Raw genomic sequence first — 12,891 nt, forward strand, 5'->3', positions numbered from 1 at the left:
TCTTAGTGTTTCGTACGTTTCGTATCGGAACGGTGTGCAGTTTAGCAAAACTTCCAAACGATGCAAGCGGTTTTTTAAAAAAAACCGCTAAAAACTCATAAAATCAATCCGTTTGATGATAATTCAACCGCTTTGATCACTGCGCGAGCTTTTATTTGCGTTTCATTCCATTCAGATTCAGGATTTGAGTCTGCAACTAGCCCTGCTCCAGCCTGTACATAGACCTTTTTATCTCGAATAACACAAGTACGGATTGCAATCGACATATCCATTTCGCCGTGCCATCCCAAATATCCTACTGCCCCGCCAAACACACCTCTTTTCACAGGCTCGACTTCATCAATAATTTCCATTGCACGAATTTTTGGTGCACCCGATAAAGTACCGGCTGGGAAAGTTGCTTTAAATACATCTAGCGCATCGATATCATCACGAACTTCGCCTTGTACATTTGAGACAATGTGCATGACATGTGAATAGCGCTCAATCACCATTTGATCTGTCACTTGCACCTTGCCAATTTTAGAAACTCGCCCAACGTCATTTCGACCAAGGTCAATCAGCATTAAATGCTCAGCGATTTCTTTTTCATCAGAAAGCAAATCTTTTTCTAAAGCAAGATCTTCTTCTTTAGTTTTTCCACGTGGTCTGGTACCTGCAAGAGGACGCACTGTCGCAATACCATTTTCTAAACGAGAAAGAATTTCTGGCGATGACCCTACAATATGGAATGGCTTTTTATCTGTAATCGTTTGCCCTTGTACCAGAAATAAATAAGGTGATGGGTTCAAATGACGTAAAGCACGATAAACTTGTAAAGCCTCTCCATCGAAATCAGAAACCATACGCTGCCCCGGAACAACCTGCATCACATCACCAGCACGTATATATTCTTTAACTTTTTCGACTGTTTCTAAGAATTTTGCTTTACCAGTAATTGATTCAAAATGTGGAGGTGTATGTGGCTTAGCTTGCAGACTTACTGGTGTAGCTAACAATTGCTCTAATTGATCTAATTTTTGCTGAGCGTCTTCATAAGCATTACTCTGCTCTGTATCCGCATGAACAATTAAAAATAAAGTATCTTTAAGGTTATCAAATACAATGACTGTCTTTGAGAGCATCAACCACAAATCCGGCAATGTAATTGGGTCAGCTGTAGGAACATTCTTTAAACGTGGTTCTATGTAACGAACAGCATCATAGCCCAAATAACCCACTAATCCGCCCGTAAAACTCGGTAAGTTTGGCAAAAGCTCAGCAGATGGCACTTTAAATTGCTTCTGAAATTCCCGAATATATTGAAATGGATCTTGGCAATCTTGTTGTGTAATTGAGCCATCAGCATGTTGTATAGACAGAACACCTGCATTACATGAGAAAACCGTCGACTCTCCTAAACCAATCATAGAGTAGCGTGCCCAATTTTCGCCACCTTCGACTGACTCAAATAAATAAGCTTGCGTGTGGTCTTTAAAACGAGCGAAAACAGATAAAGGTGTTTCTGTGTCTGCTAAGCGTTGGCGATAGACTGGAATTGTGTTGTAACCAGCAGCCTTAAGTTGCTCGAATTGCGCTAATGTTGTCATGAATTTTCTCTAATATGGTTTCGATTTAAAAGTGTGTTTTTCTAGATTCGGTTTAGACACGCCATCGAAAAACCATACGCTTATTCATTCTGATCTCCATTTCATTCATTAGATAATTAACTCAGCAAGACTATCAACAACTTGCTGAGGTTGGCAATCATAGATATTTTCTCCATGATTATAGCCATAGCTAACCACAATACAATCAATTCCAGCACGACGCGCAGCCTCAATATCATTACTTGAATCGCCAATCATTAATGATTGTGAAGCAGATATTTTTAGGCTTTGCATGCAATGCAATAATGGCAATGGATGAGGCTTTCTCTCAGGTAAGCTATCCCCACCAAGTACGACTTGAAAATATGGAGAAAGCTGTAAAGCATCAAGCAAACCTTGGGCAAGTTGTACAGGCTTATTGGTAACGCATGCTATTTGTATGTTCAAAGTTTTACAATGTTTTAAAAACTCGGTTACACCAGGATAAATTTGAGTATTTACACAGAGTTCTACACTATATATATCAATAAATTTTTCTAATAAGACTTTATGTTGTTCAGGATCTAATTTTCCAAAAATATGGAGTAGAACACTTTCACAGAGTTTTGAAGCTCCCTTACCCACCCATTCTCGTATTTGGACTTCTGTTACCAATGGCCAACTTAGCGCCTCTAAACTTAAATTCATAGACCGATACAAATCAGCAGCAGAATCAACCAACGTCCCATCTAGATCAAATAAAATTAAATCGCGCTTATTTAGTTGTGCAACAGACATCTTTTTTCTACTCAAAATTAAAAAGGCATGCGTTTAGCATGCCTTGATTGTAAAAGCAGCAAAGGATTATTTAAAGAATAACCATGCCAATACCGCTAAAATTACTAAAATAATAATAGTGATTAAACCAACTGAGGCATTCTTCTGTTGCTCTCTTTCTTCAGCAACACGAGAAACTGGTTCATCAAAAGCGATAGGTGTTTGCTGTTGTGCATTAATATCTACACCCTCTGGAATAGGTGCAGGTTTTGGAATAGAAATATTCTGAGGCATACCATCGCGACGAACTTCTACTTCTGCGGCACGCTCCGCAAGACTCGGCATTCCTTGATCGCTTAAATCTGGAGAGGATGTTGTATTTACAGGTTCGGCTTCAATTTTAGGTAATTCCGTGATTTTCTGCGCAGGAGCCAATACAGAAAATTTAAAACTAGCAAACTGAACAATATCACCATCATGTAGCTGCTTGTCTTGCTCAATACGAATATCGTTTACAAATGTGCCATTAGAAGAATTAAGGTCTTGCACCCATAGCGCTTGATCTTTTAGAAGCAATGCAGCATGGCGACGTGAAATTTCAGCAGCTTGTAACAACACATCAGCATCTTGATGACGCCCTACTAACATATCACGATCAACATTAATTTCTTGGCCAGTAATTTCACCAGTAATTGCTTGTAGTTTCCAAGTCATGCGTATGTCCTATTCATTTTTTATCAATCATAACATGCTACTACTGTGCTGTGCTTGGGCGCAGTGTCGTTGTTGTTACTGTATTTTTAGTACGATTAACTTCAGGATCAGGTAACTGTAAGGTTTGCTTTTGCACTGCCGGCTCCACCGCTACAGGTGTAGTTACCGTCGAGGTTTTTCCACCTGATGGAACCTGTTGATAGTTTTTTGGCTGAGAGGCAATACTCGGTGGTGTCATCTTTTGATTGTAGACATCATCAACTTGCTCAGGCAGTTTTGCAAAGTTGCCATTTTTATCCATAGCCAATTGCAAGCTATAAAGCTGGCTATAGCGCTGCTGAGACAAACGGCGCACATCATTTGCATCACCCACAATTGTTGGGTGGATAAAAACAAGAAGGTTACGTTTTACATTGCTTCTATTATCTGAGCGGAACAAACGCCCAACATAGGGAATACTACTTAACCCAGGTATACCTTGTCTTGAAAGTGACGTGTCATCCGACACCAAACCACCAAGCACTACTGTCTGCCCATGTTCAGCCAAAACAGCAGTTTTAATGGCACGTTTACTTGTTACTAAGTCAGCTGCTTGTCCACGACTGTCTTGAACAGCAGAGACTTCTTGCTCTACTTCCAGACGAACTGTACCACCCTCACCGATATGTGGAACGACTTTTAATGTCACACCGACATCTTTACGCTCAACCGTGGTGTATGGGTTGATACCCGTACTGTTTGTAGTGACCGATCCTGTTACAAAGGGAACGTTCTGACCGACAACAATATAAGCCTCTTCATTATCCATCGTCACAATGGATGGTGTCGAAAGCAAATTTGATTTGGTATTAGTTTTAAGCGCTTGAATTAATGCACCATAAGCCTTACGGGAATTCTCAAAATTACCCAGAGCCAAAGTTGCCCCATTACCTTTATTAGCACCTCCAGCGATAGCGGCTGCAGCCCCAGCGGAACCACCCGATAAATAACCAGCAGCAATAGAAGATAAACTAGCACCTACATTACTAAAGCTAAGTAAACCAATCCCACTAGATAAATCACCAAGCGCCCATTGAATGCCAAGTTGATCCGCATCATCTCCTGACACTTCGATAATTGCAGCTTCAATCAGAACTTGCTGACGACGAACATCAAGCTGCTGAATAGCAGATTCAATTTCGCGCATTAATTGAGGATCTGCCTTAACCACTAAAGAGTTTTGGGCATTATCCGCAATAATACTCACCCCATTTTGGCTAAAGCTAGAGATATTGTTCTGATTATTATTGTTCGAATTACCGTTTAAATTAATAGATGGTGTAGAAATTGAGCTACCATTTGAACCAGAGGTATTTGAACTAGAATTCTGGTTATTACCCATCAAATTATTGATCGGATTCGATGAATTAGAAGAACTGTTATTACTATTTGACGAAGAAACAGCTTGTCCTGTTACAAGGCCTTGCAAAATCTCTGATAAATTTTTTGCACTTGCATATTTCAATCGAAAAACTTTTAAACCACCTAAACGGTCGGCCGAAGGCACATCCAGCATTTCAATCATGTGGCGAATACGCTTACGCGTTTCAGGATCACCCTTAACTAAAATACGATTGGTTCGATTGTCTGCAATAATACGGATACGTGCACCGTTAAAATCTTTAGATGCTCCCGTAGCACTCATGGCCTCAAGTTGAGTAATGATTTCTTCCGCTTGGCTCGATTGAAGACCTATTGCCTCAATATCATTCTGGCCAGTACCATCTAGATTACGAATAATATTTTCAAGTTGATAAATATTTGCCGCACGGTCCGAAACAATCAGTGCATTAGTCCCTGCAATTGCAGCCATATGTGCAAATTGCGGCATTAATGGACGAAGTGCTGGAATTAAATCATTAGGATTGGTATTTTCAAGCCAAATGACTCGGGTAACAATCTGATCACCACGCAATTTATTTCGCGAGTCGTAAGGAATTCCCGAATTTTTAACATTGCTATCTGGAACCAGCTTAATGGTGTTACCCGAAGGAATTGCCACTACCCCATTCACATTTAAGACCCCAAGAAACAGGTCATAAACTTCATTTTTATTGAGGGGTTTATTCGATATTACTGTGACGTTACCACGCACTCGTGGATCTACTGCAAAGTTTTTACCCGTAATGTCTGCCACTTCATTAATAAAAGCAGTTAAGTCAGCATCACGTAAATTGATCTTCCATGTTTGGGCATAGACGCTGCTGCTCACTGTCGCAATCAATGGGGCTGCTGCAAGTAATGCCCAAAGTGGACGTTGATGATTCAATAAAGCCATAACTTGCGATAATTCCTAACTCTTATGGTGACGTGTTATCACTAAAAATTTTGTTGTATGGTCATCACTTGATCACCACGTTTTATTTCTATTTTCACTTGCCCAGCTCGTCGAGCCTGTTCAAGTAACTGCACATCCGTTTGTCCCTGCCCAACTGTTTGACCGTTTAATGAAACAATCCGATCACCCGGCCTTAAACCTAACTTATTTCGAAGCGCAGTGGGTGTACGTTCTGTAACTTCAAAACCCTCACTGGAGTTCCCACTGACACCCATGTCACGCAGATATTGTTCACGGTTGCCTTGCATTTGCTGAATAGCTTGCCCTAACGCCTCTTGAGCAGTATTAACAGGTGCTGACGACTGAGGCGCAGTAGCAGTTGGTTGTGATGCATCTGGCGTCATAGGTTGATATAAACCGTTTGGCAAACCTTTAAATTGGAGTTCACGAGTACTTCCATTACCTTGACGTAATATCACGTGATCCCAATAAACTTCTGCCAACTGATAAGAGGTAGAACCTATTGTTTCTCCTACCCGATATCGGTCGGCAGTATTATCTAGCTTAATAACAGCTGAGGAAAAACGATTCGGATAACCCAGCATTACGCCTTGTAATTCTAGGTTGACATTTTCCTGTGCTGCATTGGCTGAAGGTTCATTAAAAAGTGAAAAAGTACTAATGTTAGGAATTTGTGGCTGCTGTGATCCTAACTCGACCCGATCAAATTGCATCATTTGAGGAGGCGCAATTACCCACCAAAATAGTGATGCTAATTTCCAACACAACCATAAAACCAAAAAGGCAAATACAATTACACTTAACCGATCTAATTTTTGCCACTGTAATTGCTGTAATTTCTCAATCCATACTTTCATTAGTTACCCCCTTGTATTAAGGGTTGACGAGAACTAATGACAAACGTATCCAAACCAGCTTTTCCATCATAAGATGGAATATTAAGTAATAATCTTTGGGTGAGCTGCACATCAAGCATCATGTTGGCATCTAATAAGAGATTCGCCATTTTTTGACTGCGTTGATCACGTATATCAACTTGTAATTGACCATTTTGATCCGTTAATTGGCCATTTAAAGAAGGCATATTCATACGGTCTTGACGATCACCAATATTATAAATTAAAGCACCGCCACCCCAATGTAATTGACCATCAACTGCGGCGAAACCCTGCTCTTTCTTATAATTAAACTCAATATCTTTCAGTTGAATGCTGTTCGTAGGCCATTGCCAATTCACAATTTGTTTTAATGTTTCAGGCGCAATTTGACCATTCATAGCCTTTACAATTACTTTTTTCCCCACACCATAGCCCATTACCCCAGCTAATTGGGTATTACCACTATGGATATCTACATCAGCAGCGAACCTTAATAAAAACAGGTCAAGAGGTCTAGTTTTCCAATGAATCGAACCTCTCAAAGTACCACGCCGCCAATCTGCTTGGCCTTGCCAGATATTTCCACTTACATTGTGTAGAGTTTGATTATTCTTTGAAAATTTAGAAATAAGCCAAGTCGCCGGGATCTGTAAAATAATAAAAATTAAAAATGCAATGAGGGCAAAAAACCACCACTTCCATTGCTTAGACTTTTTCTTCATTCAGCCTTACCAACATGCAAATTATCGTCCTTATTTTGAGAGTAGCTCCCTAGTCTGACATTATGCATACTTTTTCAACATCGCCAATTCACTTCATATAAAAAAACCAAGCAATCGGGCTTGGCTTCGGTATTGAGACTATAAGTTGAACGTATGACAAAATCATGAAAACTTGGCGCTCAATGAAGTAAATGCACATTTGATCTCAACAATTCATTTAAAGAGCAATTTAAACACTCAATTTTTTAAATAATATTTATAGCAAAATTTTGAGATATTTTTATCAATAAAAAAGCCAAGCAAATTTGCTTGGCTTTTAAAAACGGCAATTTGATTAGATTAAGAAATCTTCAAGTTTTGCGCCTTTTTCAATTTCAGCAACTAACCAGCGTGGTTGTTTACCACGACCAGTCCAAGTCTCTTCAGCATTGTTTTTGTTGCGGTAACGAGGCTCAACAGATTTACGAGTTGTTTTCTTACGTTTTTGAGCACCGAACTCAAGAAGTTGTTCAACACTAAAACCTACATTTTCAGCAATCTCGATAATTTGATTATAAGCATCTTCGATTGCTTGATCTTTTTTACTTGCAATTAAAGCTTCTGCTTCTTCTTGTAAGCGTTTTAACTCTTCAACAGATAATTCACTGATATCCGGTTTCATTAATAAATACTCCAGTCTTACAGACAATTCTAAATAATACAGACAAAATTTAAAAACATAAAATCAAGACCAATATTATTTATAATCTATTCAATAAGCAATAGTTTGAAAGCCGTGTTCATCAGAATAACCAAAAAAATTACCTTTTAATTACATTACCAATTATAAATGAAATATATTTTATTAATATTTATTTAAGATAAATGTATTAAGTCATGCCCAACTGATTTTTCTAGCTCAATAATTTTTTGTTTTATTTCCTGCGGTATTTCGCATTTTCGCTCTGTTAATTTATCAACGCATACCATAACAGCTTCACCAGTAGCGACTATTTGTTGTTGGGTTTCACTCCACAATATATAAGCCATACGGAATGCGCTATTACGGAGCTCTTCCACGCGAACACCAATTTTCAATAAATCGGGATAAAAAACAGGCTTTAAATATTTACACTGACTTGAAGCTACCACGGTATATAAATGTGGGGTTAATATATTGATTGCTTCCATATATAAAATACGTGAGCTTTCAATATATCGATAATATTGTACATTATTGACATGACCAAAAGCGTCCATATCTCCCCACGCTACTTTCTGTTCATATATTATCGGGTAGACAGACAGTTCTTTCATTTTTACCTCATATTTTAAACTTTAAAAAATTTGCATCATTTTCAAAGATTAGATTTAACTGTTTGATTAACACATCATCTTCTTTAAGCGTTGACTTAATACGCAAATAGCTCATTAAAATATTATCTGGATATAATGATAATAATGTTTCAGCTTCTGCTTGACGCCCAGTTGCCATATAGACATGCCATTTTGCAAAGGTTAAAACTGGTAAACTCATATATTGATTTTCGAACTCAATAATTTTTTCTTCAACATCGGCATAGTCTGGAACTTGTTTAAGCAATTGTTGCTGAAACCATAGATAAAATACTTCTGGGTCAAATTGCTCTTTTAATAAGTGGAGTGTTAGCGCCGCATGTTGCATGCTCATATCTGGCATGCGTGCTAACAGTTTTAGCCATAACAACTTACTGCTATAAGGTCGAGTTTGAATCTCAGACTCTAAATCCAAATAACGTTGCTGCAAGGCATGTAAGTCATCAATAGAGGCTTGGTCAAATTGCTGAAGAAGTTGTTGCAACCACAAATCACGGTGCTCAGCATCTAGCAAACCATATTTCATGGAACGTAAATACACCCATGGATGTTGCAGCGCTAATTGCCCCCATAACGCAGTTAATTTTTGCTGGTAAGCAGTTTCTATTTCTTGTAACCAAGGCGATAACTGATGCTGGTATAAAAATTCAAGATGAGTTAATGCACGATCGGCTTCATTTTCGGCCAAAAATATTTCAATTCGCTGTAACTCTGCCAATTCAAATGCCATAGGTGGTGATTGATCGAGAGCAGCCAATGCTTTTGGATAATCCCCACTTAAAACCAGAAACCTGGCATCAATAATATTTTTTAAAAGCCCTGATTGAGTAAAAACACGTTCAATAAATACACGTTGATCTTCGGCCGCTTCTAATAACCAAACAATACCTAATTGTTCATAAGGATGAAGGTTTTTAAACTGGAAGATGTTTTCACTTTTTCTTTGTTCACGAGAGGAATAACGTTTAATCCACAGCCATACGAGTTGAGCAATAAAACTCATCACTACAAAAGTAAGAGTTAATCCCCAGACATTTGTTTGCAGCTGCAATTGTCGCCAGTAAATATAGACATATCCCATTCCATAGCCATAGCTAAATAAAGCTAAGGCTGCAAAGAGTATTAAGCTGATGACGACATAAACCCACAGGAGGTGCTTCATATATCCTCCTTATGAGCCAATTAGCCCAAGTGTAGAGAGTTTAGGAACTGGCACGACCGATAAATGTGCCACTTTAGCAATACGTTTTTTTAACTGCTGACTTGTTGCATCAGGCATTTCATCTAACTTTTGCATCACAGATTGCAACTCATTTTGATACTCAGTCATTTTTCCTTGATTGAGCGCCTGTTCAGCAATTAATAATCTTAATTGCACTTCTTTAAGCACGACACTGCGACTCATTAAATTAATAGACGGCGTTTCTACTTTTTCTATACGGAACCACTTTTTCCACCAAGACACAGTCTCGGATTGATCTATTTCAAATTTAGGCTGGGCTAAGGCTTGTTGAATATTCTTATCAATGTTCTGTAATAAATCATCGATTAGTTGATGGCGTTGATTTTGAGCCAAAGTAAACTGTTGAACTGCCTGTTTATCCTGCTCGAGCGATTGATTCAAGCTATGTTGCAATGCTGGAGCAATTTCATAGTGCACAAGCGATTGCTGTAACTGGTTTAATTGATCAACTGCATAAATCAACTGCTGCTGATCAATTGCAAATTGAATTAAATCTAACTTTTGTTTAATTAGAACTGTAGGAGCAATACCTGTCGGCGGTGCATCTGGTTGAGTGACTGAACTGGTTTTACTCCCTATATTCACAGGTTGATTCTGCAACTGTCGCTGTAAAGCAACCAATTGATCATTTAAATTGGCATAGTGCTGTTCGGATTGCAGCAGGCTTTGTTTAAGCTCGGGAACAGTACGAGAAATTTGCCACATATCGTAGCTGAGCTTAGCCAACCAAGCTATGCCCAGCAAAATGATGATAGAAACAAGTTTTCTCATATGAATCCTTATAATGCCTGAATGTGATGAATCATCCCCGAAGGCGATAAATTTTCAAGTTGAATAATGTGAAAATGAGCCTGTTGCTGATCGCGATACTCTTTAACAATTTGAAAAAGACGAGGTCCCAAAACCAGATATACACCATCAGGTTGTACATTATTTTTTGAACAAAGCTCTAACCAATACTTCCAGCTCGCTTCACTGGTAATTAAGACGAGCCATTTATTTAAATTATAATTTGAATTCTGTGTCAGATGTTTGAATGTAGAATATGAAGCTTCTGGGCACTGCCGATGATATAGAACAAAATTTAAAATTTGAATTCCTTGTTGTTGCAAGGTCTCCATCATAAATTGGCGTCCACCTTCTCCCCGCCAAAAAGCCACGCTACCCGTCTGTTGCATATTATGCAGAATAGGTAGGTTCAACATCCCCTCAGAAGTTTCAACATCGGGGATATGTGCTTGTATTCCATATTCGTTTAGACAATTGGCTGTTGCTTGCCCTACCGCAATCCACTGAATATGTTTTAAATCGCTAATTTTTAAACCGCTTTTTACTAAATATTCCACACCCACTTCAACAGCGGTTGGGCTGACGACCACAATAGCTTGCGCCCTAATTAATTGTTGATAAAGCTGGAGTAAGTGTTCGGAAAAGGGCTTAGCAACGAGCTCTAAAAGGGGTAAAGACTCAACCTGATAACCTTCATTTTGCAAAGCTTCTGTTAATTCAGCTGCACGCGAATCAGGTCGAGTATTAATAAACAACATGGTTTAGTAGAGGGCCTTTAATAGCTCGCCAGCACCTTGATCAAGTAAGTTTCGAGCAAGGTTCTCACCCAATTGCTGAGCATTATTGGCTTCGTCTGTCAGTTCAGCACGTAATAATGTTTGGCCATCTGGGCTCCCAACACGACCTTCTATATGGATTTGACCATTTTGTAATGTGGCATAACCTGCAATTGGGACCTGGCAACCACCTTCAAGGTAGGCATTAAATGCACGTTCAGCACGCACACAAACATCTGTTTCTGTGTGTAATAAAGGTTGAATTAAAGCCAATACATCTTGGTCAGCTGCACGGCACTCTAAACCCAATGCACCTTGTCCCACAGCAGGCAAACTAATATCTGGTGTTAAACAATGACGAATACGTTCTGACAAACCTAAACGCTTCAAACCGGCACTGGCTAGAATAATTGCATCGTATTGACCTTCATCTAGCTTCGCTAACCGTGTACCAACATTTCCACGCAAGTCAATAATTTGTAAATCAGGACGTTGTTTTAATATTTGAGATTTACGACGTAAGCTTGATGTACCAACTTTTGCACTTTGTGGTAAATCAGCGAATGTTTCAAACCGATTTGAAACGAAAGCATCTAACGGATCTTCACGCTCACAAATCACTGCTAAAGTTAAACCCTCTGGCAAAGCCATTGGGACATCTTTCATTGAATGTACAGCTAAGTCTGCACGCCCATCTAAAAGTGCTGCTTCTAATTCTTTAACAAACAGCCCTTTGCCCCCAATTTTTGCTAAAGGCGTATCTAAAATTTTATCGCCCTGCGTGACAAATTTAACCAGTTCCACCGTTAAATCAGGGTGAAGCTCCTCTAAACGGGCACGAATATGTTCTGCCTGCCAAAGAGCAAGTGGGCTTTGTCGTGTAGCAATTTTCAAGGTTTTCATAAATTCAAGCATGGGCTGATCAAACAATACACCCTAAACTTAACTTGATCCCTTAAAATTGCAAGTAAAATCTCGCAAGTCCAAGATAACTCTTTTAAATTTAGAGCTGATGAATTCGCTCTCTAAGCGTAGACAAATGTCGACGACTTACTGAAAGTCGCTCATCTAAGCCACGTAAACGAACCTGATATTGCCCAGAGCTAACGAGCTCTAGTCCATCTAAATATGTGACTGCAACTAAGGCATTTCGATGAATACGAATAAACTGATCTGCAAATTCGGTTTCAAGCTCTTTTAATGTTTCATCTATTAATACACTGCCATTTTTATGTCTCACAGTGACATATTTCTGGTCTGCTAAAAAGTAATAGATATTTTCAACAGGAATCAGCTCAACACCACGATAGGTTTTTGCTGCAATTTGATGACGCTGTGTTTTTAAATCTTGTAAAAGCTCAGAATTCGGTAATGCATTGAGCTGTGCTTGAGTAAGTTGGGTTAACTGACTTAAAGCTTGCTCAAGTTCAACCGGATCAATCGGTTTAAGAAGATAAGCTTGAGCCTGAGCTTTAAAAGCTTCTAATGCATGCTGATCGTAGGCGGTACAAAATACAATCGCAGGTCGAGGATTGAGTTGACTCAACTGTTCTGCACAGACAAGCCCATTCATACCTGGCATTTGAATATCAAGTAAGATTACATCCGGTTGATGAAGCCGTGCCTGTTCCAAGGCCTCCTGTCCATGATGAGCCGTTGATACAACCTCATGTCCCATCTTTGAAACTAAACGTGATAAACGCTCCACTGCAAGTGGTTCATCATCACAAATTAGCACCTTCATTCATCCT

At 39.1% G+C, this 12,891-nt stretch carries 13 protein-coding genes; all 13 read right to left on the reverse strand.

The window, feature by feature from the left end:
• Positions 1-95: 95 nt before the first annotated feature.
• The 13 genes from trpE to ACYU0V_RS17070 all read right to left on the reverse strand — a co-directional run bounded on the left by trpE (position 96) and on the right by ACYU0V_RS17070 (position 12,884).
• Positions 96-1,589 (reverse strand): anthranilate synthase component I, encoded by a 1,494-nt coding sequence (gene trpE, locus ACYU0V_RS17010; RefSeq protein ID WP_032005869.1) that lies wholly within the window; start codon positions 1,587-1,589, stop codon positions 96-98.
• Between the two features lie 108 nt (positions 1,590-1,697).
• Entirely contained in the window at positions 1,698-2,366 is a 669-nt protein-coding gene (locus ACYU0V_RS17015; RefSeq protein ID WP_461848360.1) for a phosphoglycolate phosphatase, read from the reverse strand.
• Between the two features lie 66 nt (positions 2,367-2,432).
• Positions 2,433-3,059, reverse strand: a complete 627-nt coding sequence (locus ACYU0V_RS17020) for an FHA domain-containing protein (RefSeq protein WP_262442372.1) — start codon at positions 3,057-3,059, stop codon at positions 2,433-2,435.
• Between the two features lie 40 nt (positions 3,060-3,099).
• Entirely contained in the window at positions 3,100-5,376 is a 2,277-nt protein-coding gene (gene gspD / locus ACYU0V_RS17025) for a type II secretion system secretin GspD (RefSeq protein ID WP_262442373.1), read from the reverse strand.
• Positions 5,377-5,417: 41 nt separating this feature from the next.
• Positions 5,418-6,254: a type II secretion system protein N gene (locus ACYU0V_RS17030; RefSeq protein ID WP_461848363.1), complete on the reverse strand. Its 837-nt coding sequence runs from the start codon at positions 6,252-6,254 to the stop codon at positions 5,418-5,420.
• Positions 6,254-6,997, reverse strand: coding sequence for a type II secretion system protein N (gene gspN / locus ACYU0V_RS17035; protein WP_032005861.1), 744 nt, complete (start codon positions 6,995-6,997; stop codon positions 6,254-6,256). The genes ACYU0V_RS17030 and gspN overlap by 1 nt, the downstream gene beginning before the upstream one ends.
• 334 nt (positions 6,998-7,331) lie before the next feature.
• Positions 7,332-7,658: an H-NS histone family protein gene (locus ACYU0V_RS17040; protein ID WP_000801427.1), complete on the reverse strand. Its 327-nt coding sequence runs from the start codon at positions 7,656-7,658 to the stop codon at positions 7,332-7,334.
• 194 nt (positions 7,659-7,852) lie between these two features.
• Positions 7,853-8,293: an acyl-CoA thioesterase gene (locus tag ACYU0V_RS17045; RefSeq protein WP_199993249.1), complete on the reverse strand. Its 441-nt coding sequence runs from the start codon at positions 8,291-8,293 to the stop codon at positions 7,853-7,855.
• A gap of 7 nt (positions 8,294-8,300) precedes the next feature.
• On the reverse strand, positions 8,301-9,494 hold the full coding sequence (locus tag ACYU0V_RS17050; protein ID WP_032006826.1) for a membrane protein: 1,194 nt from the start codon (positions 9,492-9,494) through the stop codon (positions 8,301-8,303).
• A gap of 9 nt (positions 9,495-9,503) precedes the next feature.
• On the reverse strand, positions 9,504-10,346 hold the full coding sequence (locus ACYU0V_RS17055) for a hypothetical protein (RefSeq protein ID WP_461848368.1): 843 nt from the start codon (positions 10,344-10,346) through the stop codon (positions 9,504-9,506).
• An 8-nt stretch (positions 10,347-10,354) separates the two neighbouring features.
• Positions 10,355-11,122: a uroporphyrinogen-III synthase gene (locus ACYU0V_RS17060; RefSeq protein ID WP_126645277.1), complete on the reverse strand. Its 768-nt coding sequence runs from the start codon at positions 11,120-11,122 to the stop codon at positions 10,355-10,357.
• Between the two features lie 3 nt (positions 11,123-11,125).
• Entirely contained in the window at positions 11,126-12,043 is a 918-nt protein-coding gene (gene hemC / locus ACYU0V_RS17065; protein ID WP_461848371.1) for a hydroxymethylbilane synthase, read from the reverse strand.
• Between the two features lie 100 nt (positions 12,044-12,143).
• A complete protein-coding gene (locus ACYU0V_RS17070) occupies positions 12,144-12,884 on the reverse strand; it encodes a LytR/AlgR family response regulator transcription factor (protein ID WP_262522042.1) in 741 nt (246 codons plus the stop codon).
• Positions 12,885-12,891 lie beyond the last annotated feature (7 nt).

It is taken from the genome of Acinetobacter sp. X9, from assembly GCF_054889255.1.